We start from the raw sequence: 20,974 nt of genomic DNA on the forward strand, positions 1-20,974 counted from the left end.
GGCCATTCCAACTCCCCTTTCATCCATGAAGATAAGCTAATACAGACGGCGAAAAAATAACTTGATGGAGGGCAAATGTCGGCCAACACCTCAGTGATCTGGCTCTAAAAGCCAACAACCGGGTTTGAGCCCAGTCGCGACAAAGATTAGGATTGGCTTATTCACCCGAGAGAGGCAAGTATGTGACTGACACAGCGCTTTATTTGGTGGACGACGATGCCGCCGTCCGGGATTCACTCGGCTTTATGCTGAGCCAATTCGGTTACCGGCTGCAAGCCTTTGACAGCGGCCAGGCATTTCTCCAGGCCGCCGAATTGGAGGCGCCTGGCTGCGTAATCCTCGACAGCCGCATGCCGGAACTCACCGGCCAGCAGGTACAGCAGAGATTATTGGAGGCCAACAGCCCCTTGGGGATCATCTTTCTCACCGGCCATGGCGATCTGCCGATGGCCGTTGACGCCTTTCGTCAGGGAGCCTGCGACTTTTTCCAGAAACCGGTTGCCGGCAAGGCGCTGGCCGCCGCCATCGAAAAAGCCTTCGACTACAGCCTCAAGACCCATGAACAGCAGCAACTACAGCAGAAATACGCCACCCTGACCGAGCGTGAGCAGCAGGTACTGCAGCTGCTGGTGCAGGGAATGACCAATAAACAGATGTCCGAAGCTCTCTATCTGTCGCTGCGAACCATAGAAGTGCATCGCGCCAAGATCATGAAAAAGCTTGGTGTTCACAGTATTGCCGAACTGATTAAGTTCACGCCCTTGGTTTGACCCTCTTCCGGGTGCGACAGCTTGTCGCACTTTGGCTGTTTAGCTTTGCCCCATCCGCGCACAAGACCCAAAATGGGTCATTCAAAACAACCAAAATCAATAAGATATGCGCTTTTCACCTTCTCCTCTCGCTCTGGCTTTACTGCCAATAATCGGTCTGGGCTCAGCCGCCAAGGCCAGTGATTCTCCCATGGAAGTGCTGGTGGTGCGCGGCAGCGTACAGAGCAGCGTGCTGCAGACCTCGCCAGAAGCCACCGCGCCCAAGGCCGATATCAGTGGTCTGCTCAAGTCACTGCCCGGCGCCAACGTCAACAGTAACGGTCCACTAACCGGCATAGCCCAGTATCGTGGCCTCTTTGGCAATAGAGTCGAAACCCAGGTCGGCGGCATGAGTATGGCCGGTGCCGGTCCCAACGCCATGGATACCCCCTTGAGCTATGCCGTACCTGTGCTCACAGAGCAGTTAGAGCTGGATCGCGGCATAGCCCCGGTCGCCAGCGGCGTCGATACCTTAGGTGGCAGCATCCGGGTAGTGGAGTCCCAGGCACGTTTCGATGAAGTCAGCGGCCTGGTCAGCGGCCAATACCAGCACAATGGCGAGCAGAGCCGCATCGGCGTCAAGAGCAACTTCGGCGGCGAGCGTCAGGCACTCATGTTGTATGGCGACTTGTTCAAGGGCAATGATGTGCCCGAGAGCGGCGATAACCACCCACTGCTGCCAGGGGTCTACGACAAGCAGGTGTTCGGTGGTGAATACAGGTTCAACCTGGCCGACAGCAACGCCGATGATGAGTCGATAGCCTTCTCGTTCCAGCATCTGGAAACCACAGATGCCGCCACCCCGGCGCTGCCGATGGATATCGACTATATCCGTACCGACAGGTTCAAGCTCAGTGGTGAGCACCTGCTGGCCGATTGGCAGACACGCTGGCATCTGGGCTACAGCGATGCCCGTCACGGCATGGACAACTTCAGCCTACGGATGAAAATGCCTACCATGGCACCGCGCTACACCATAGCCGATTCCAAGAGTTTCGACGGCCATTGGCAAATGGCGAAAGACAGCTGGGAGTTTGGCTTGGATTGGCGCCATGCCGAGCACGACACTGTGGTGACAGACCCCAGCAACAGCAAGTTCCGGGTGGATAACTTCAACGGTGTCAACGACAGCGTTTACAGCCTCTACGCCCAATGGCAGCAGGATTTTGGTCGTTGGAGCTGGCAACTGGGTAGCCGGGTGAAACACTACAGGTTTGATGCCGATCCCGTGAGTCACTCTATGGCGGCGATGAAACCGGCAATCAAGACCCTAATGGACAGATTCAATCAGGCCGATCGCAGCCAAAACGATACCGGGCTGGACTTGGTGATCAACGGCCGCTTTGAAATCGACAGTGAGCTGGATGCCATAATCGGCCTGGCGCGTAAACAGGCCAGTGCCAGCTATCAACAGCGCTATCTCTGGGTACCGATGCAGTCCACCGGTGGCCTGGCCGATGGCCGCACCTATGTGGGCCAGATGGACTTGGATCTGGAAACCGCCTGGCAACTGGAGCTGGGGCTGGATTTACACCGTCAGGATTTCAACCTGACCCCTAGGGTATTTGTCCAAAGGATAGACAACTATATTCAGGGCCTGCCCACGGATGATCCTGCCGTTATCGCCGCCGGCGATGCCAACACCTTGGTATTCAGTAACACCGATGCCCTGCTCTACGGCATGGATGTCAACGCCCACTGGCAGTTGCATGAACAGTGGAGCCTGGATCTGCAGGCGGCCTATACCTATGGTGAGCGCCGCGACGTGGAAGACAAGCTTTACCGTATCGCCCCGCCCAACCTGACTCTGGGACTCAACTGGGATCAGGGCAGCTGGTTTGCCCGCCTGGAGACAGTAGCAGTTGCCGCCCAGGATAAGGTGTCGGCCACTCAGCTGGAGCAGGAAACTGCAGGCTACGGCTTGGTGAATCTGGCGGCCGGTTACCGCGGTGACAGCTTTATGCTCAAGGCCGGGGTCGATAACCTGCTGGACAGAGAATATGTCGATCATCTCGCCGGTTATAACCGGGTAATAGGCGGTGATATCGCCGTTGGCGAGCGTTTGCCACAACCCGGTCTCAACGCCTGGGTCATGGGCGAGTACCGTTTTTAAGGGCGCCCCGGTTGCCCGCTTAAGGGTTCATCCTCACCGTGCTCCCGCAGGCCGTTGAGATTTCCACTGCAATTGAACCTGCCCCGGCCTTTTCTCGTCTCGAAAGGCCGGGATTTTTTTAAGCAATTGGCTTCTTGGCCAGCTTGCGTTGCAGGGTACGGCGATGCATTCCCAACTGGCGGGCGGTGGCCGAGACATTACCCTTATTGGCATTGAGTACCTGCTGAATATGTTCCCACTCCAAGCGCTTGGGGTGCAGCGGGGTTTCATCAGGCAGGGATGAAGCCGTGTGGGATTTAGGCTCGACTTTGAGTGCCGCCAGCAGTGTCCGGGTGTCGGCCGGCTTGGCCAGATAGTTGTCTGCCCCCAGTTTCACCGCCTCCACCGCAGTGGCTATGCTGGCAAAGCCTGTTAGCAGCACAATACAGGCCTTGGGCAGGCTGGCTCGCAACGGCACTATCAGGTTAAGGCCATTGCTTTGCGCCAATTTCATATCCAGCAGCACATGGCTCGGCTGCCAGCTACGGGCACTGAGCAGTGCTTGGCTGGCATCTTCTGCATGGCAGCACTCGAAATCATGCCGCTGCATACGCCGTTTCAGAATGGCAGCCAGCGCCAGGTCATCTTCGACTATCAATAACCGCTTCATGCCGCATCTCCTTTACCGGCAGAAACCGGCAATAAGGGCAGACTGATACGCGCCTCACAGCCCTGTGGGCCGTTGTGCAGCACCAGTTCGCCCCCCAGCTTCTCCAGGCTGGCGTGACTCAAGAGCACGGCAACCCCCATACCTGTGCGGCTCGCCACCGGCATCAGCCCAAGCTCGCCCAAGAGATGCGCCTCTATACCGCGGCCATAATCCTTGATGTTAATTTCAAGCCGAGTGTCACCTAGGGAGTCGAAGCCAATTTCAACCTTGGGCTCGCCTGTATTGTTGAGGCTGGCCTTGGCGGCGTTATCCACCAGCGCCAGCAGCGCCGGCAACAGACTGGCATCTGTGATAATTTCACGTTCAGTCAGGCCAGCGGGCAGGGTGAGGCTGAAATCCACCTCGGGCATCAGCAGCATGAGTTGCTGGCGCATATTTTGCCCCAGTGCCGCCAATGTCACGGCCTGACGGCGACGCTCACGAATCGATTCGGTGGCATTCCGCAGTTCATTGAGTGTGACTTCACAGCGGGACAGCGCTTGGCCCATTTGCGCCTGCGCCTCGGCATCCAGGCCCTCTTCCATGGCTTCATCCAGCAGTAATCTCAGGCTCGCCAGCGGCGTTGCCAACTGGTGTGCCATCTGCGCCGAAGCTGTGCCCAACGCCAACAGTTGTTCCTGCCGCAGCTGATTTTCCCTCAGCCAGCCAAGCTCGGTATCCTGGCGCCGCAACCTGCGACTTATCCAGGCGACGCTGGTGGTCAACACCAGTGCCGATACCACGAAGTTAAGCCACATCCCCAGGAAGTGAGAGCTCATATCCATGCCGTGATGGCGCATATGCCCTTCCGGCAAGCTCAAGATCATCAGGCTGTAGGCCAGGGTCGACAGCGCCGCCAGGCTCCAACTGCCCCAGGCGGGCAAGGTGACCGCCGCCAGCGCAATCGGCACCAGCAGCAGCGAAATAAAGGCATTGGTGGCCCCACCGGAAAACCACAGCCAGGAGATCCAAAACAGGGTATCCAGCAACAGGGCGATAAAGATACCGGCACTCTGGCGATAGAGGGGATGACGCAGCCACAGGGTCAAGGCCAGATAGGCGCTTTCCAGCCCAAACACCCACCACAAGGGTTCAGGCTGCAGCGTCAGGCCAAAGGCATCGCTGCCGAGCAGGGTCAGCCCCAGTTGCAGCAGCAACCCCAAAACCCGCAGCAACGCCAGTTGATCGGCCGCCGCCAGGCCACCGGTTCGACCAAATATGCCATCCATTCCCATCCGGGTGCTTTTCATTCGTCTATTATCCGAAAACCTGCAAAGGCATTGAGGCGGCAGATATGCCAAGTTGGCTGTGGTGTCACAAGACTCAGGGATATCAATGCCTGCCGCTATCGCCTTGGCACAGCTGCTTTACATCATTAACAAGGCTTCACATTTTAGGGACTTTTCAAAGCCAAAGCACTTGTTTACCCTGTGGATTCACCTTTTTTCATACCTGAGAGGCTGCAGAACCCGCCGATGACCACTTCCTCTTCCTTGCCGCTGATCCTGGCCGGCCCGATATTGCGCCACTGCGACCGGGACCATTTCACCCTCTGGTGGGTCAGCAGCAAGCCGTTGAGCCCGCAATTGACGCTTAAGTTGAGTCACAAATCGGCGCCCTTGCCGCTGAATGAAGAACAAGTGCACAGAGTACAACTCGGTGAACATGCATGGCAGTATCTGCTGCACCTGGAGGTTCCAGGATTGCTGCCCCAAGGGCAAGCCGTGGGTTACAGCCTGGAAGATGCCGATGGTCAGTCGCTATTCGCCGATATCGAAGGCCTGTGTTATCCGGACAAATCCACTCCCGAACTGGTGCTGCAGCCCAGGCTGGATCGTTTGCTGCACGGCTCCTGTCGCAACCCGCATCATCACAGCGGCGACGCACTGGTGGCGGCCGATACTCAGCTGGAGCAAAACAATGCCCCGGCAGAGCGACCGGCGCTGCTGATGTTGAGCGGCGATCAGCTCTATGTCGATGATGTGGCTGGCCCCACCCTAGTGGCTATTGCCCAAGTAATAGCGCTGCTGGGACTGAAGCAGGAGAACTTTAGTGACGCCCCGCTCAAAGACTCGGCGCAGATAGATTATGGCCCAGACTCCCTCTACCTGCGACCAAAGCAGCTCTTGCCCCGAACCCAGTATCCGGCCAAGACTGCACTCTGGCGCTGGTATATCAACCACCCCATCTTTACCTCCTCGATGGCAGAAAACCATCTGCTGAGCTTCGCCGAAGTTACTGCCCTGTATCTTTTAATCTGGTCGCCGGAACTGTGGCAGCAACTGGAACTGCCGCAACAGTTGCCCGGGCTGAACGGTAAACGGGCACAGGAGTGGCAGACCCAGTGGCAACATCTATTGGAGTTCAAGGCGGGCCTTGGCAAGGTTAGGCGCCTTTTGGCGCATCTGCCCACCTATATGATTTTCGACGATCATGACATTACCGACGACTGGAACCTGACGGCCCGCTGGGAAGAGGCCGCCTATGGTCACGCCTTCTCCAAGCGCATCATAGGCAATGCCTTGCTGGGTTACACCCTGTTTCAGGCTCTCGGCAATCAACCCAAGAGGTTTACCGACTTTTTCGAAGAGCTGAGCGGCCTCTATCTGGCCGACAGTGAGCGCCAGGATGCCCTGATAGACAAGCTGCTCAAGTGTGAGAACTGGCACTACACCCTGGATACTCAACCCAGAATGGTGGTACTGGATACCCGTACCCGCCGCTGGCGCAGCGAATCCAACCTGGCCAAGCCTTCCGGGTTGATGGATTGGGAGGCGCTGATGGATCTTCAGCAGGCACTGCTGGGGCAGGATAAGGTCATCATAGTGTCGGCGGCACCGATTTTCGGGGTCAAACTGATTGAGGCGGTGCAGCGCACGGCCACCCTGATCGGAGCTTCGCTGCTGGTAGATGCCGAAAACTGGATGGCGCACCCTGGCGCCGCCAACGCGCTGCTGTCGATCTTCATGCACAGACGTACCCCGCAGGAGTTTGTGATCCTCTCCGGCGATGTGCATTACTCCTTTGCTTATGACATAGGGATCCGCTTTCGCCGTGCCAGTCCCAACATCTACCAGATCACCGCCAGCGGCATCAAAAATCAGTTCCCGGAAAAGCTGCTGCCTGTGTTTGATAAGCTCAACGGCTGGCTCTATGGTCATTTCTCGCCGCTCAATCTGCTGACCAAACGCAAACGTATGTCGATCCGCGGCCGCCGCCCCAATGGGGAACGCAGCAAACGCCTGGTCAACCAAAGCGGTATCGGCCTCCTGGAACTGGCAGAAAACGGCGCCCCCCAGCGGATAGCCGTACTGCATGCCGATATGAGCCTGACCGAGTTTCAAGCGCCCAAAGAGAGCCGCGACTGATACTTTGTGCCAGAACAGTTCCCATTGAAGTAATGGCGCGTTGCCCGGCTTGTGGCATACTCAGGCGAAACTACCTTGGGAGCCTAAGATGCATCTGTGTCACTGCCAACTTGAGCAACATGGCGAGGCGATACGCGCCATCTTCAACCATGCCATTGCCCATACCACAGCCCTTTATGAATACCAGCCAAGGAGCGAGCAGCAGATCCGCGACTGGTTCGGCGCCAAACAGCAAGGCAACTGGCCGATTCTGGGCGCCGAGGATGAGCAGGGACAACTGTTGGGATTTGCCAGCTTAAGCCCCTTTCGCGGCTATCCGGCCAACCTCTACTCGGTGGAACACTCTGTGTATGTGCACCCGGAGCATAGAGGCAAAGGGGTGGCGCGCCTTCTGATGCAGCATTTGATAACCCAGGCCCAGGAGCGCGGCATGCGCACCATGGTGGGCGCCATAGATGCCGGAAACCAGGCCAGTATTGCCCTGCACCTGAAGTTGGGGTTCAAGCACTCAGGCACCCTGCCCCAGGTGGGTTATAAGTTCGGCCGCTGGCTGGATTTGGCGTTTTATCAGCTTATGCTGCCGGGACCTGCCGAGCCCAAAGAGAACTAACTCTATTCGGGCACGAGTCAATTTTCGTCTTATGCCCCTGAAAAAAATCATCATTCCCGGGCAATCCGCCAGCGGCCATCTACACTTATTCAAGCGTATTTACGAATAAGGGAATCCGATTAGATGACACTGGATTATATCGCGCTGGGGATGCTGATCTTTGTCGCCCTGGTGATCTTCTACGGGGTGATAGTGATCCACGACATCCCCTACGAGCTGGCCAAGAAACGCAACCACCCCCATCAGGACGCCATTCACTATGCCGGCTGGGTGAGCCTGTTTACCCTGCATGTGCTGTGGCCGTTTCTGTGGATCTGGGCCACACTCTGGCGCGAGGACAGGGGCTGGGGCTTTGACAAAATCCAACAGGAGCAGCAATCACTGCACCATGAAACCGTACTCTTGGCGCAGCAGTTGGAGCTATTGAGTGAAAAAGTCGCCGCCCTGGAAGCCCAAAAGCATGCCGCCACAGAGGCCCTTGCAGCGCCGAGTGCCCAAGTTCAAGTCCAAAGCCAAGCCCAAACGTCTTCAGAAGAGCCCGCAGTCAATCCCAAACCCACCAGCGGCGTGGACTTGGATACGGCAGCAGACTCGGCCGACATTCCAGGTACAGATAATCAGACCCAGAGCAATAACAAGAATGAGGAGAACAGATAAATGGATCTCTTACTTATCCTCACTTATACCGCCATCTGCGTCGCCATCTTCAAGATTTTCCGCATCCCGCTCAACAAGTGGAGCGTGCCTACTGCCGTGCTCGGCGGAGTAGTACTGATAGGCACCTTGATTTTGTTGATGAACTACAACCATCCCCATACTGCCATGGGCAGCCAGATGTATGTCACCACCCCGCTGATCCCCTCGGTGCGCGGCAAGGTCATAGAAGTGCCCGTCATCCCCAACAAACTGCTGAAGGAGGGCGAGCTGCTGTTCCGGGTCGATCCGACTCCTTATCAGACAGAAGTCACCCGGCTGGAGGCCAGCCTGGAGCAGGCCAAACAGGCGGTATTGGGGCTGGACGCCGCCTATAAGGCCGCCGAGGCCAGTCGCATCAAGGCCGAGGCCGAACGGGACAGAACCCAACTGGAATATGAGCGCTACCGCCGCGGTTTTGAAAAAGGCGCCTTTACCCGCGCCGATGTCGACAACCGTCATCAGTATTATCTCGGCGCCCAGGCCTCAGTAGAGGCGGCCGAGGCCGAAGCCCGGCGCGCCAAGCTGGCACTGGAAGCCGAGTATCAGGGGCAAAACACCCAGGTGGCCGAAATTGCCGCCATGTTGGAAAAAGCCAGATTCAATCTGGAAGAAACCAGCATGCGCGCCCCCTCAGACGGTTATGTGACCCAGTTGACCCTGAGACCGGGAATGATGGTGGTGCCCATGCCCCTCAGGCCTGTGATGACCTTTGTCCATCAAGAGGAGCGCTTTTTTGTCGGCGCCTTTAGGCAAAACTCGCTGCTGCGGCTGAAACCCGGTTTCAAGGCCGAGCTGATCTTCCGCGCCCTGCCGGGCAAGGTGTTTCAAGCCGAAGTGGTCGAAGTGCTGCCAGCCATAGGTGAATCTCAGGTGCAGGCGCAGGGGCAGCTCTATGGCTCGTCACAGATTCGCCTCAACGGCCGGCCACTGGTCAAACTCAAGCCGCTGGATGATCTGAGTCAGTATCATTTGCCACTGGGCACCAATGTGGAGATCGCCATCTATTCCGATAGCTTTGAGCATGTATCAATCATGCGTAAAGTCTTGATAAGGATGAAAAGCTGGCAGAACTATCTCTATCTGGATCACTGATACTCCTTATCGTCACGCAAGCCCTGTAAAAGTAAAAAGCCCCCGGGGGGAAACTCCCGGGGCTTTTTTGGTATCCCATCTCAGCCTCAGCCGATGGCGGCCTCGGGGGCCGCCTGGAAGCGCCTGGCGTGATAGAGGCAGAAGAGTGCAAACCAAGCGGCACTCACCAGGAAACCGGCCAGGGTGGAATGCAGCAGCCCCATGGCCAGATACCCCAGCGCCGCCCCGAAGGCGACGGTCAGGGCATAAGGCAACTGGGTCAGCACATGATCTATATGGTGACAGCCGGCGCCGGTGGCCGACAAAATACTGGTACTGGAGATGGGCGAGCTGTGATCGCCAAACACAGCGCCGGCCAGCACAGCCGACAACATGGGCAGCAGGAGTTGGATATCGCTGGCGGCGGCCATATCACCGGCGAGTGGCAACATGATACCAAAAGTGCCCCAGCTGGTGCCTGTGGCAAAAGCCATTGCACAGGAGAGCACAAACACCACCACAGGCAGCAGCCCTGTGGGCAGGTTGCCGTTGGCCAGGCTGGCGAGATATTTGCCGGTTTCCATGTCACGCACCACGGCGCCTATGGTCCAGGCAAACAGCAGTATGTTGATCGCCGGCAACATGGCCATAACGCCTCTGGGGGCGGCGCGCAGCCAAGTGGATATCCCAAGACCGAGACGCAGAGCCAACAGGCCGGACACCGCCAGGCTGCAAAGGGCGCCATAAACCAAAGACGAACCCACATTGGTATGTTCAAAGGCGCCCAGCACACTGAAGGCCTGACCATTGGCGGCCAATACCTGAGCCCCGGAGTCCAGCATGAAATAGATACTCGCCGCCGTCAGTGTCACTATCGGCAACACCATATCCAGCATGCCGCCGCGGCTGTCGGCCGGGGCTTCCATATCCAGCCCTATTGGCCGGCCCTTGGATTCATCCCAGAGCTTGCCTTCGAGCGCCCGCTGCTCATGCTGTCGCATCGGCCCAATATCCAGTTGGAAGGCGATGACTACCACCACCATGATCAGGGTAAATACCGCATAGAGATTCATGGGGATCATCTGCACAAAAGCGGCGATCGGGCTCTGCTCTGTCACCCCATGGGCCACGAGTATGCCGCCCACCAGGGCGATGATATAGGCCCCCCAGGAGGAGATGGGCATCAATACGCACACGGGTGCCGCGGTTGAGTCCAGCAGATAGGCCAACTTAGCGCGGGAGATCTGGAATCTGTCGGTCACAGGGCGACAAATGGGCCCCACCGACAAGCTGTGGAAGAAGTCGTCAATAAAGAAGGCAAACACCATCAAGCCGGTGAGCGACTTGGCACTCTTGCGGCTCTGGCAACGTCTGGCGGCCCATTCGGCAAAGGCACGGGTCGCCCCCGAGGCGGTCATCAAGCTGATAAGCCCACCCAGCAGCAGCATAAACAGCAGCATATTCAGGTTATCGCTGTTGGGAGCACCATCGACCCAGAAGATTTTCAGCACACAGTCAAACAGGTAGCGCAGCGATTGCAGCGGTGAAAACTGCTGTAACATCAGGCTGCCGGCGACTATGCCAACCCCGAGGGAGAGCAGTACTCTACGGGTGATGATCGCCAGCGCAACCGCCAGCAGAGGAGGAACTATGGACCAGGGAGAGTCCGCAAAATGCATGATATTCATGATCTCTTTACACCAAAGAAGGTGGAGATCTACCGATAGGATCGAAGAAACTCAGACCAAGGAGGGCAGAAACTTCTCAGCTCCTTCAGGTAGCGCTCCATAGTGGATGACTATGGCAGTCCTGCACCTGTTAGATACAGAACCAGCAGCTAGGTTTGATGACCTGGCTACTTCGGCGCCGACTCCTTTCCCCGGGCCTCAAAGGCATCACCCTCTTCCCGGTTACTCTTAGGCAGCGCGCCTCTACTCAAAGGTATTCGACTGGCATTCTAACTATCACGACCCCAATAGCAAGCCAGATTGTGCCTCTGGCGGTAAATATCCCGCCCGGTTGGCATTAAGCCTTTGGCAAGTGACTCATGTCTGGGCTCGCAAATGCCAGCTCCGGCTGTTGACGGCAACCACAGCTGCACCTAGGATCGCCCTCCCCTACCGCGACACTGAAATAACAATTAAAGGTGTGCAAATGACTCTGTTACAACGTTTTTGTGTGGCACTCTGTGCCTTGTTCTCCAGCCATTCCATGGCAACCCCCCGCCCGGGCACCTATACTGCTGCAAGGTGCCATGGATGTCGAAGTCGACACCCTGGTTCAGGCCCTGAAAGACCCCAAACAGACAACTCTTGGTTCCTGGACTTTCTGGCAAGGCACTGTGGATGGCTATCCTGTCATAGTGTCCCGTACTGAAATAGGTATGGCCAATGCCGCCGCCTCCACCACACTGGCGATAGAAAAATTTCAACCCGGTTTTATCATCAACCAGGGCACCTCCGGCGGCCACGACCCGGCGCTGCACCGCGGCGACATAGTATTGGGGAAATACAGCTTCAATATGGGTTCCTATCGCAGCGATCTACACCCCAAAGGCCAAGGCATAGATCCCAAACGCTGGCATAACTTCGATGTCACCATGCGTTTGCGTCAGGATGGCAAGCTGGTGGAACACAAGCGCTTTGATGCCGATCCCAAGCTGCTGGCTCTGGGACAACAACTGGCGTCAGCTTATCGCCATGGCAAGGTAGTGACCGGCGTGATCGGCAGTGCCGATGAGTGGAACCGCGAAGTCGACCGCATCGAGTGGCTGCACCAAACTTATCAAACCTCGGCCGAAGAGATGGAAACCGCTGCGGCCGCCCTGGTTGCCAAGGCCTATGCGATCCCTTTTATCGGGATTCGGGTACTCTCCAATACCGACCTGCACGGCGAAGAGTTTGAGCCACAAACCGCTATCCACTGTCAGCAGTTTGTCATTGAGTACACCAAGAAGTTGATCGCAGGTTTGGAAGGTAAATAAGTCTCGAGGACTTCAAAGTAAAAGCCGGTGATATTGTCCACCGGCTTTTGTTTTTTCAGGCCCTCATCTTAAGCTAGCTCGCCGGCGATAAGAAAATGGCCTCCACCTCTTTGGCCAGTGTCTGCCAGCCCAGTTTCGAATAGCCTTGCTGGTAACGGTATTCCCAAACCTTGGTTTCCGACTCGGGTGCTTGTTTTCGCTGGATAACCAAGCGGTAGTCATCCATCGTTGGTGACTCTGGCTCCGGCAATGACAGGCTGGCAAAAGTCTGCTTGCTCTCGGCACAGCTCTGGCCGCGATACCGAATAAACACCTGCAAACCCGTATCGAAATCCTTGTCATTAATTTGGGATTGGATCTCGCTGCCGGGCACAGTGTATTCCGTCTCATTCACCAGGCAGAGTCGTTGTTTGTGGGTCTTTCCGACTTGCGCTGTAACATTGGCGAATACGGTTGATGGGCTGGCGACCAGGCTGAATAAACCTATTCCCAGTAGTGTCAGACGGGTCAATTTCATCGGCACACTCCTTATGCAAGATTGATTGGCTCTGGCTCATTCAAGCATAAAAAGCGTCCAGAGACTGCCTCAAAGGAGCAACAAATTGTATCTGCTGTTTCAAAATCACCTACAACTCACCAACATCAAACAAGCGATATTGGCAGATAAAACAAACATTGCGGGCACCACCAGGGTGCCCGCATCATAACTGTCAGACAGGATAACTTGGGTTTAGTCACGCAGCTTGTAGCTGACCTCGACCCTGTCGGAGAAAGTTACCTGGCCATACTCATAGCTCTGGTTGATAGCGCCTTCAGCCATCATGGCGGCCTTGTACATCACAGGGCGCACCGGGCCTTGGTCGAAATAACGAATCGACCAGACGCCATCGAGTTTCTCGCCGAATCCGGCTGCCAGCTCACTGGCCTTTTGCTTGGCATCTTCAATGGCCGCCTGCCGCGCCTGCTTGCGCATCTCGGCTTCTTTACTGGACTTAAGGTTGATCTGGTTCACCTTGTTGATCCCGCCTATTAGCGCCGAGTCCAGTATGGGGTTGAGCTGATCCAACTGTTTTACCAACACGGTCACACTGCGACTGGCGCGATACCCCTTGAGCTCGGGCGCCTTGTCCTTGAGGTAAACATACTCAGGTTGCAGATTCAGATTGGCGGCGGCAATCGACTCCTTGGCGACCCCGGCCTTGAGCAGGCGCTCGATAAAAGCGGCCACAGCCTTGTCGGATGCGGCCTTGGCCGCCTTGGCATCAGATTCGCTTAATGACACTTCAACATTGATTTCGGCCATATCGGGCTCAACCTGTATCTGGCTGACGCCTGTGGTTTCCAGCAGAGGTCTATCCTGAGCCAGTACTGAGTGGCTCATCAGAGTAGCGGGTAACAGTGCGCCTATCAGCGCCAGATTCAGCAGAGATTTTTTCATCTTGGTTCTCCAAAAAGTTCGCTTTCGTTGACCATAGAAACGCAGCCAGCTGACAAAAGGGTTAAAAAAATCAAAAAATTTTTCAACGAGGTTTTGAAGCAGCAACCGAGATGGCAACATAGAACATAAATTAACCAGCCCAACTGTACCTTTTCTATGGCTGAGGTATAATCGCCGCCAATTTTACCGGCACCCAAGCGTGCTCCATCAGCTTTAGCATTGCGGAAAACAGCTCTTGAAGAAATCAGTCGACATTTTTGATCCCAAGCAGACCACGACTCTGGACACTCCGGCCAAGACTCTGGCACAGGAAAACAGCCCTGCCGAGGCCCAAACCAGCGGCAATCGCATCGGCTTTGTCAGCCTGGGCTGCCCCAAGAACCTGGTGGATTCCGAGCGGATCCTCACCCAACTGCGCATCGACGGCTATGAGGTTACCAACAGCTATGACAATGCCGACCTGGTAATAGTCAACACCTGTGGCTTTATTGATGCCGCGGTGGAAGAGTCGCTGGATGCCGTGCGTGAAGCGCTGGAAGAAAACGGCAAGGTGATAGTCACCGGCTGCCTGGGCGCCAAGGAAAACCAGATCCGCGAAGTGCATCCGGATGTACTGGAGATCACCGGCCCCCACAGCTATGAAGCCGTACTGAACCATGTGCACAAGTATGTGCCCAAGCCAGAGCACAACCCCTTTACCTCGCTGATCCCGCAAGCCGGCGTTAAGCTGACCCCCAAGCATTATGCCTACCTGAAGATTTCCGAAGGCTGCGACAACCGCTGTACCTTCTGCATCATTCCGGCGCTGAGGGGCGATCTGGACAGCCGCAGTGTCGGCAGCGTGCTGGATGAAGCCAAACGCCTGGTGGAAAGCGGGGTTCAGGAAATTCTGGTCGTCAGCCAGGACACCTCGGCCTACGGCAAAGACAAGGGCGGCCGCACCGACTTCTGGAACGGCATGCCGGTGAAGCAAGATATCACTACCCTGGCCCGCCATCTGGGCAAGATGGGGGTGTGGGTACGCCTGCACTATGTCTACCCTTACCCTTGGGTCGATGAGCTGATCCCGCTGATGGCCGAAGGACTGATCCTGCCCTATCTGGATCTGCCGCTGCAGCACGCCAGCCCTCGCGTGCTCAAGATGATGAAGCGTCCCGGCCGGGTCGACCGCCAGTTGGACGCCATCAAGAAATGGCGTGAGATCTGCCCGGATCTGGCGATCCGCTCAACCTTTATCGTTGGCTTCCCCGGTGAAACCGAAGAGGACTTCGAGATCCTGCTGGACTTCCTGCGTGAAGCAAGGCTGGACCGCGTAGGCTGCTTCAAGTACTCGGAAGTCGATGGCGCCGTGGCCAATACCTTGGCCGAGCTTATCAGTGAAGAGGTCAAGCAGGACCGCTATGAGCGTTTCATGCAGGTGCAGGCTGAGATCAGTGCCGAGCGGCTGGCGCGCCTGGTAGGCCGTGAGCTGGATGTCCTTATCGATGATGTGGACGAGGAAGGTGCCATTGGCCGCTGCTATGCCGATGCGCCTGAAATCGACGGCATGGTATTCTTAAACGGGGAAGTGGAACTAAGCCCAGGGGACATGGTGCGCGCACTGATCACTCATTCTGATGAGCACGATCTGTGGGCCGAACTGGTACAGATGCCGGAATAAACTCTCCCAACACCTTGGGGAAATCTTTCTTGAGGTGTCAGCAGGGTGAAAAGATTAGAGTCATAAAATCAAAAGGGGCAACACCCTGTTGCCCCTTTCCATTGCGTCCTTTACGACTGTATGATCCTTTGCCCTTCTTCGGCTTCTCGCTGCGACAGCGAAACAGTGAACTGGTCACCACGGCCTTGAGGGCGTTATCTTTGATCTGTCCACGACCGGATTCATGTTCCAGCAGTGCGGTCTGCTTAATATATTTGGCCATATCGGCTCCTTATTTCAGTGGAATGAGACTTGCCCGACCATACCGGACAAAAATCGCGCAAATACTACTCCCTTTTGTACCAATAACCAAATATCTTAATCTTGGCCCAAAGTACAATGTCGCGTTTCGCCTTATTCATGTTATTAAAAACAATCACTATTCAGTCTGTTTCAGTCAATCCGGGAGGGTTTGTTCTGTGATATTCAGGTTCTGTTGTCTGGCGCTGCTGGCACTCGCTTGTTCACCACAGCTGCTTGCCGCAGAAACCTGTGAGCTGACCATGGGGTATCGCACCAATGCCAGGGCCCCCTATATTGCTGAAGCACCGGATAACAGTGGCCTCTATCTCAGCCTGTATCAAGAGGCGGCGGCAAGAATAGGTTGTAGTCTCAAGGTAGTACGAGCGCCGAAAAAGCGCATTCTCTGGGAAATTGCCAAGGGCAATATCGACTTCTATCCCGGGCTGGCCTTCTCCAAAGAGCGCCACGACTACGCGCATTTCATCGCCAACGGCCTGTCTGAACGCTATATCGGCGTCAGCCGCGCCGACTTGAGTGACATCACCTCGTTGCAGCAATTGGTGGATAAGCAGCTGGTGCTGCTTATCTCCCCCGGCAGCTATCAGCTGGGTGGTTTACCGGACAAATTGATAGTGCGCAAGCCTCCGGACATGAGCACAGACTCGGCGATAGCCTTTCTCAAACAGCATCAGGGTGATTTCTATGTCTACGATGAATCAACCCTGAGATATTGGCTGAAAACCCATCCTCAGCACGGGCTGAAACTGCATCCCTACTGCTGCGATCACAGGCGACAAGGACACCTGGGCTTCTCACGCAAGAGCCGTTATTTCAGTGCCGGAGCCAATCCAAATTATATTGCCGACAGGCCGATATCCATTGACAACAGCCCTTGGGAGTTGCAGCCGGACAGCCTGGCCTACGCACTGCAGCAGGCCTTGCAAGACATGGCCGAAAGCGGTGAAACCGAGCGGCGTTATCAATACTATATGCAGCAGGTATCACAAGCGGCGGCTGTGCCCTAATTCCCCTGTTCATACAAGGAGTATTGCCCCCTATTCCATTGATACATTTTGGATCAATTCAGCCTGAGTCCAGCATCTAATGGGTACACTACTGCTTTTGGGTCGCAAAGAGTTGTAATATGTTTTCCCGCAAGCCGTTGACGCCACAGGCACAGCTGGACTTGGCCATGACCTTGATGGCCGAAGAGGAGCAGCGCCTGCAAAACGCCCTTGAGCTGGTACTGCACAGCAGTCAGCAAGCGATAACAAAACGCCTGCAACGGGCCAAAATCGATGCCGATATCTTCCCGCCGGTTCATCAGGACTATCTCAATGCCATGGCACTGCAACATCTGTTCACCATGCTGCATCAGGGAGACGAGCAAAGAGCCAACAGCATCTGCAATAACCTAAGAGAACTCAGCCAATGCCTACAGCCCGCCATTCAGGACAATGCCCACTGCGAAGAACAATATCGGCCGGTTTAATGCTGCTTTGTGGCTTGGCGCTAATTCCCGCTTCCAAGGCCCAGAGCAAATCACCCCAAGTCACTCCCGACCAGAGCACATCCGAGTTATTGTTACAACTGGATCAGCGGCTGCTCGCCAGCCGCAGCGCAACCAAAACCTTGAGCGACTGGTGTGATGAATATCAACTGGCCACAGACGCCAGCATTCGCGCCGAAGGAGAAAAGCATTTTATTCATGATGCTCCCAAGGAGGTCTACCGTCAGCTTAAAGTGGCGCCGGGAAGCCGACTAGGCCATCGCAAGGTGCGTCTTATCTGTGGCGATAGAGTGTTATCTGTCGCTGACAACTGGTATGTGCCCGAGCTCCTTACCCAGGAGATGAATCAACAGTTACAGCTTACAAAAACCCCGTTCGGCACCGCCGTCAAGGCACTGGACTTCAGGAGAGAAAACCTCCAGAGCCTGAAGCTGTGGCAAGGGAGCAAAGTGCTGCCGCCATTTGTATTGCAACACAAGGCGCTGCTTTTGCGAGCCGATGACAAGCCCTTTAGCCTGGTCATTGAGCGTTACACCAGTGAACTGCTTCCCAAGTCGTCCGCAAAACAGCCAAGCATGGCGCAGTAATCCCTCACCTGGTTGATAAAAAAGCCCGCTTAACAGCGCAACGTAGTTCACTTAAGCGAAGCTGCCTTGTGATTAACAGGATATCGGGTCTTTGATATTTTTACCGCCCTAGGCCGATTTGGCTTAGGGCGTTTGTCTATAAACAGGATGGACAAGTCTCCTCGCAGACTGTTTAGACGCTTCGGCGTATTACCTGGTGACACCGCTTTGCTCATGACTTTGAGCTGACTTGCGATGAACTGACAAGCGTACTTAAAGCTGATTTCATTGGGCATTCGACCATGCTCTACAGCCGCTTGGCTCGCTTCTCGTCTCACCAAGTTATAACCAAAGTCGGCAAAGCAGTTTTGAATAGACATAAAAAATCGGAAACCTACAAACAGGTTTCCGATTGTCTCTCATCAGGAGGATCGGTCAACCGATCCTTATCTGATCTACGTTGCGCTTAACTGCGAGCTTTCAGTCTTTGGCAGGCTTAGTTACCGGCTATCTTCATCTCATCGAGCAAGATTGCCCCGGTACGGATGCTGGAGCGCAAATCCCTGTCGCTGGAAACCGCCTGCATGGAGCGGTACATCTGCTTCAGGTTGCCGGCTATGGTGATCTCCTCGACCGGGAACTGGATTTCGCCATTCTCGACATAGAAGCCGGCGGCGCCGCGGGAATAGTCGCCGGTGACCATATTCACGCCCTGGCCCATCACCTCAGTGACTATGATCCCGCGGCTCATGGAACGCACCAACTCATCAAAACTGTGGCCGGTATCGGCCAGCGTCCAGTTATAGATGCCGCCGGCATGGCCGGTATTGACCAGTCCCAGCTTGCGCGCCGAGTAACTGGTCAGCAGATAACTCTCCAGTATGCCGTCACGGACTATGTCCCGCTCACGGGTCGCGACCCCTTCGCTGTCATAGTTGGCACTGGCCAGGGCACCCTTGAGATGCGGCTGCTCGGCAATGCTGAACCATTCAGGGAAAATCCGGGTGTGGATAGCATCCTGCAGAAAGCTGGACTTGCGATACAGGCTTGAGCCACTGATGGCGCTGACCAGATGCCCCACCAGACCTGTGGCCACTTCGGGCGCAAATAGCACGGACATTTTGCCGGTTGCCAGTTTGCGGGCACCGAGACGGGCAACCGTCTTATCGGCGGCCTTAATCCCCACCTGCTCCGGGCTCAACAAGGCGTCGAAGCGGCGGTTGATACCATAGTCATAGTCGCGCTGCATATCGCCGTTTTCTTCGGCGCCAATCACCACACAGCTCAGGCTGTAGCGCGAGCTGCAGTAACCCTGCAGGAAACCATGGCTGTTGCCATAGACCTTGACGCTGTTGTGGGCGTTGGCACTGGCACCATCCGAATTCTTGATCCTCGGGTCTCTGTCCAGCGCTGCAGCTTCGGCGCGAATGGCCAACTCGGCCAACTCTTCCGGGCTGGTGTGACGGGGATGATAGAGATCCAGATCGGGAAAATCTTTCGCCATCAACTCAGAGTCGGCCAACCCGCTGGCAGGGTCTTCACTGGTATAGCGGGCGATACCATCGGCGGCCTTAACCGCCTGGCGAATCGCCTCCGGCGACAGATCCGAAGTGGAAGAACTGCCCTTGTGTCCATCGCGATACAGGGTGATCCCCAGCGCGCCATCCTTGTTGAATTCGACCGTTTCCACCTCCTTGAGGCGAGTGGAAACACTCAGACCCTGTTGCTTGCTGATGGCCACCTCGGCAGCACTGGTGCCCAGGCTATTGGCATACTCCAGCGCCATTGCCACCGCGTCTTTCAACGCACTCAGTTCACTATCAATAAAATTTGCAGACACAGGTTTACTCTTGAATTGGCTAAACTGCCCCTAGCATAACAAAAGCCAGCTTTATTCACATAACCACGACAGATCAATTTTGCTGCCGTAGAAGACGAAGCGCCAAGGGGGATGCTACAATCAGCGCCAGTATCAGAGGAAAGACTTTATGAAAATAGTTGGCGATTCAGAGCATTTTAAACAGCCTTATGATGAGGACGAGGACTATATCAGCAAGACCTCGCTCAAACGCGACAGTGAAGAGGCTCAGGATCTGGGCAAACAGCTGGCAGCGCTGAGCAAGAGTCAGTTGGCCAAAATTGAGCTGGGTGAGTCCCTGTTTGATGCCATCATGCAAACCAAAAACATCAAGCCCAATACCGAGGCCTTCCGTCGTCAGTTGCAGTTTATCGGCAAGCTGATGCGCAACGAAGATCTCGAGGCGATTCAGACCTCGCTTGAGCGGGTACTGAACAAGAACAACGAAGCGGCCGCCAAGGCTCAGGTATTTGAGAAGTTGCGTGACCGTTTGCTCAGTGGTGGCGATGCCGAAGTGCAGTCCTTGCTGGAGGAGCACCCGCAACTGGACAGACAAAAACTCAGGCAACTGGTGCGTCAGGCCAACAAAGAGCTGGCCAAGGGGCCTCAGTCCAAGTCCTCTGCCGAGCTGTTCAAGTATTTGCGCAGCGAATTGGAAGACTGATTCAGTCTACCATACCATAAAAAACGCCGGCCTTGATGCTGGCGTTTTTTGTTGCCAAGACGTTATAATCCGGCGCGGATAACACGGAAAAGTAATACCCCACAGATATCGCATCCAATAAAGGACGGATTAATGCGTAAATTGACTCTTGCCTCACTGGCTTGTACCGGCGCACTGCTGGCAGGCTGTAGCTCAACCCCACAACCCATCATAGCCCAGGAAAAAACCGTCGAAGTGAAAGGCCAAACGCTGAAGCTCGGTGGACGCTATTTTTCCGATAAAAAGAAACTGGAACTGACAGTCAACGGTGACCCCATAATGCGCGGCACCTTCCCTCCATATACCCCAACCCAAAACCTGGGTGGCCGTTATAAAGAGATGGAGATCGACGGCAAGTGCTACTTCGGCTCCGTGCTCGGTAGTCAGGGCGGCGCCTTTGGCATTATTGCCAGCGCGGTGCAATCCTCAAAATCCAGCAACGGCGACAAGTGCGAAATCCTGGTTGACGGTAAAGCCGTCGAAAACCTCTATTTCTAACGCTCAACCCAGCTAGATGTGTCCGTGTTATCCCGCACCACATCTGTGAAATTGGCTGAAGCTGCGGCTAAGGAAGGTGCGAACAAGTCCCATGTGTGCTCTGCGTCGGCTTACAGGCCTG

General features: G+C 55.6%; 19 protein-coding genes, 2 pseudogenes and 1 riboswitch. Of the genes and pseudogenes, 13 read left to right on the top strand and 8 right to left on the bottom strand.

Features of this window, described 5'->3' with window-relative positions; all coding sequences use genetic code 11:
- The first annotated feature begins 152 nt into the window (after positions 1 to 152).
- Both ON072_RS12675 and ON072_RS12680 read left to right on the top strand, forming a co-directional pair.
- Positions 153 to 770: a response regulator transcription factor gene (locus ON072_RS12675; protein ID WP_256873022.1), complete on the top strand. Its 618-nt coding sequence runs from the start codon at positions 153 to 155 to the stop codon at positions 768 to 770.
- A gap of 106 nt (positions 771 to 876) precedes the next feature.
- Positions 877 to 2,922, top strand: coding sequence for a TonB-dependent receptor (locus ON072_RS12680; RefSeq protein ID WP_261752685.1), 2,046 nt, complete (start codon positions 877 to 879; stop codon positions 2,920 to 2,922).
- A gap of 118 nt (positions 2,923 to 3,040) precedes the next feature.
- Here ON072_RS12680 and ON072_RS12685 read toward each other — a convergent pair whose 3' ends face one another.
- Together ON072_RS12685 and ON072_RS12690 are read right to left on the bottom strand one after the other, a co-directional pair.
- Entirely contained in the window at positions 3,041 to 3,571 is a 531-nt protein-coding gene (locus ON072_RS12685; RefSeq protein WP_044735274.1) for a response regulator transcription factor, read from the bottom strand.
- Complete coding sequence (locus ON072_RS12690) at positions 3,568 to 4,860, bottom strand: ATP-binding protein (protein ID WP_391564764.1); 1,293 nt, start codon at positions 4,858 to 4,860, stop codon at positions 3,568 to 3,570. The genes ON072_RS12685 and ON072_RS12690 overlap by 4 nt, the downstream gene beginning before the upstream one ends.
- A gap of 225 nt (positions 4,861 to 5,085) precedes the next feature.
- On the opposite strand from ON072_RS12690, the gene ON072_RS12695 reads away from it, so the two are divergent.
- The 4 genes and pseudogenes from ON072_RS12695 to ON072_RS12710 all read left to right on the top strand — a co-directional run bounded on the left by ON072_RS12695 (position 5,086) and on the right by ON072_RS12710 (position 9,376).
- Positions 5,086 to 6,978: an alkaline phosphatase D family protein gene (locus ON072_RS12695; RefSeq protein WP_261752686.1), complete on the top strand. Its 1,893-nt coding sequence runs from the start codon at positions 5,086 to 5,088 to the stop codon at positions 6,976 to 6,978.
- A gap of 88 nt (positions 6,979 to 7,066) precedes the next feature.
- A complete protein-coding gene (locus tag ON072_RS12700; RefSeq protein ID WP_261752687.1) occupies positions 7,067 to 7,588 on the top strand; it encodes a GNAT family N-acetyltransferase in 522 nt (173 codons plus the stop codon).
- A gap of 123 nt (positions 7,589 to 7,711) precedes the next feature.
- Positions 7,712 to 7,946, top strand: a pseudogene (locus tag ON072_RS12705) (DUF3302 domain-containing protein); the annotation flags it as partial.
- A 299-nt stretch (positions 7,947 to 8,245) separates the two neighbouring features.
- Entirely contained in the window at positions 8,246 to 9,376 is a 1,131-nt protein-coding gene (locus tag ON072_RS12710) for an HlyD family secretion protein (protein WP_261752688.1), read from the top strand.
- An 86-nt stretch (positions 9,377 to 9,462) separates the two neighbouring features.
- On the opposite strand, the gene ON072_RS12715 is transcribed toward ON072_RS12710, so the two are convergent.
- The gene (locus ON072_RS12715) at positions 9,463 to 11,043 is read right to left on the bottom strand and encodes a Na+/H+ antiporter NhaC family protein (RefSeq protein ID WP_261752689.1); all 1,581 of its coding nucleotides are present in this window, start codon (positions 11,041 to 11,043) and stop codon (positions 9,463 to 9,465) included.
- A gap of 82 nt (positions 11,044 to 11,125) precedes the next feature.
- A riboswitch (Lysine riboswitch) is annotated at positions 11,126 to 11,297 on the bottom strand.
- Positions 11,298 to 11,543: 246 nt separating this feature from the next.
- Between ON072_RS12715 and ON072_RS12720 the strand changes: the two genes are divergently transcribed.
- Positions 11,544 to 12,338, top strand: coding sequence for a 5'-methylthioadenosine/S-adenosylhomocysteine nucleosidase (locus tag ON072_RS12720; protein ID WP_261752690.1), 795 nt, complete (start codon positions 11,544 to 11,546; stop codon positions 12,336 to 12,338).
- 73 nt (positions 12,339 to 12,411) lie between these two features.
- On the opposite strand, the gene ON072_RS12725 is transcribed toward ON072_RS12720, so the two are convergent.
- Both ON072_RS12725 and ON072_RS12730 read right to left on the bottom strand, forming a co-directional pair.
- Positions 12,412 to 12,855: a hypothetical protein gene (locus ON072_RS12725; protein WP_025889600.1), complete on the bottom strand. Its 444-nt coding sequence runs from the start codon at positions 12,853 to 12,855 to the stop codon at positions 12,412 to 12,414.
- Between the two features lie 213 nt (positions 12,856 to 13,068).
- A complete protein-coding gene (locus tag ON072_RS12730; RefSeq protein ID WP_025889598.1) occupies positions 13,069 to 13,776 on the bottom strand; it encodes an oxidative stress defense protein in 708 nt (235 codons plus the stop codon).
- A gap of 235 nt (positions 13,777 to 14,011) precedes the next feature.
- On the opposite strand from ON072_RS12730, the gene rimO reads away from it, so the two are divergent.
- Entirely contained in the window at positions 14,012 to 15,436 is a 1,425-nt protein-coding gene (gene rimO / locus ON072_RS12735) for a 30S ribosomal protein S12 methylthiotransferase RimO (RefSeq protein WP_261752691.1), read from the top strand.
- Positions 15,437 to 15,473: 37 nt separating this feature from the next.
- Here the strand turns inward: rimO and ON072_RS12740 are convergent, their stop codons facing one another.
- The gene (locus ON072_RS12740) at positions 15,474 to 15,698 is read right to left on the bottom strand and encodes a ribosome alternative rescue factor ArfA (protein ID WP_025010215.1); all 225 of its coding nucleotides are present in this window, start codon (positions 15,696 to 15,698) and stop codon (positions 15,474 to 15,476) included.
- 196 nt (positions 15,699 to 15,894) lie between these two features.
- Here ON072_RS12740 and ON072_RS12745 point away from each other — a divergent pair, with 196 nt between their 5' ends.
- From ON072_RS12745 to ON072_RS12755, 3 genes are all read left to right on the top strand, one after another.
- Positions 15,895 to 16,743 carry a substrate-binding periplasmic protein gene (locus tag ON072_RS12745; protein ID WP_071238683.1) on the top strand — a complete coding sequence of 283 codons (849 nt, stop codon included), beginning with the start codon at positions 15,895 to 15,897 and terminating at the stop codon, positions 16,741 to 16,743.
- A 119-nt stretch (positions 16,744 to 16,862) separates the two neighbouring features.
- Entirely contained in the window at positions 16,863 to 17,210 is a 348-nt protein-coding gene (locus ON072_RS12750) for a hypothetical protein (RefSeq protein WP_028780651.1), read from the top strand.
- 14 nt (positions 17,211 to 17,224) lie between these two features.
- Positions 17,225 to 17,815: a hypothetical protein gene (locus ON072_RS12755; RefSeq protein WP_162887854.1), complete on the top strand. Its 591-nt coding sequence runs from the start codon at positions 17,225 to 17,227 to the stop codon at positions 17,813 to 17,815.
- Between the two features lie 47 nt (positions 17,816 to 17,862).
- Here the strand turns inward: ON072_RS12755 and ON072_RS12760 are convergent.
- Together ON072_RS12760 and pmbA are read right to left on the bottom strand one after the other, a co-directional pair.
- Positions 17,863 to 18,144 (bottom strand): annotated as a pseudogene (locus ON072_RS12760) (IS4 family transposase); the annotation flags it as partial.
- A 146-nt stretch (positions 18,145 to 18,290) separates the two neighbouring features.
- Positions 18,291 to 19,634: a metalloprotease PmbA gene (gene pmbA / locus ON072_RS12765; RefSeq protein WP_082052621.1), complete on the bottom strand. Its 1,344-nt coding sequence runs from the start codon at positions 19,632 to 19,634 to the stop codon at positions 18,291 to 18,293.
- A 148-nt stretch (positions 19,635 to 19,782) separates the two neighbouring features.
- Between pmbA and yjgA the strand changes: the two genes are divergently transcribed.
- Entirely contained in the window at positions 19,783 to 20,316 is a 534-nt protein-coding gene (gene yjgA, locus ON072_RS12770; RefSeq protein ID WP_093983809.1) for a ribosome biogenesis factor YjgA, read from the top strand.
- 132 nt (positions 20,317 to 20,448) lie between these two features.
- Positions 20,449 to 20,853, top strand: a complete 405-nt coding sequence (locus ON072_RS12775) for a hypothetical protein (protein WP_025010220.1) — start codon at positions 20,449 to 20,451, stop codon at positions 20,851 to 20,853.
- The last annotated feature ends 121 nt before the right edge of the window (positions 20,854 to 20,974 follow it).

It is taken from the genome of Shewanella sp. K8 (assembly GCF_028823715.1).
GTDB lineage: Bacteria > Pseudomonadota > Gammaproteobacteria > Enterobacterales > Shewanellaceae > Shewanella > Shewanella algae.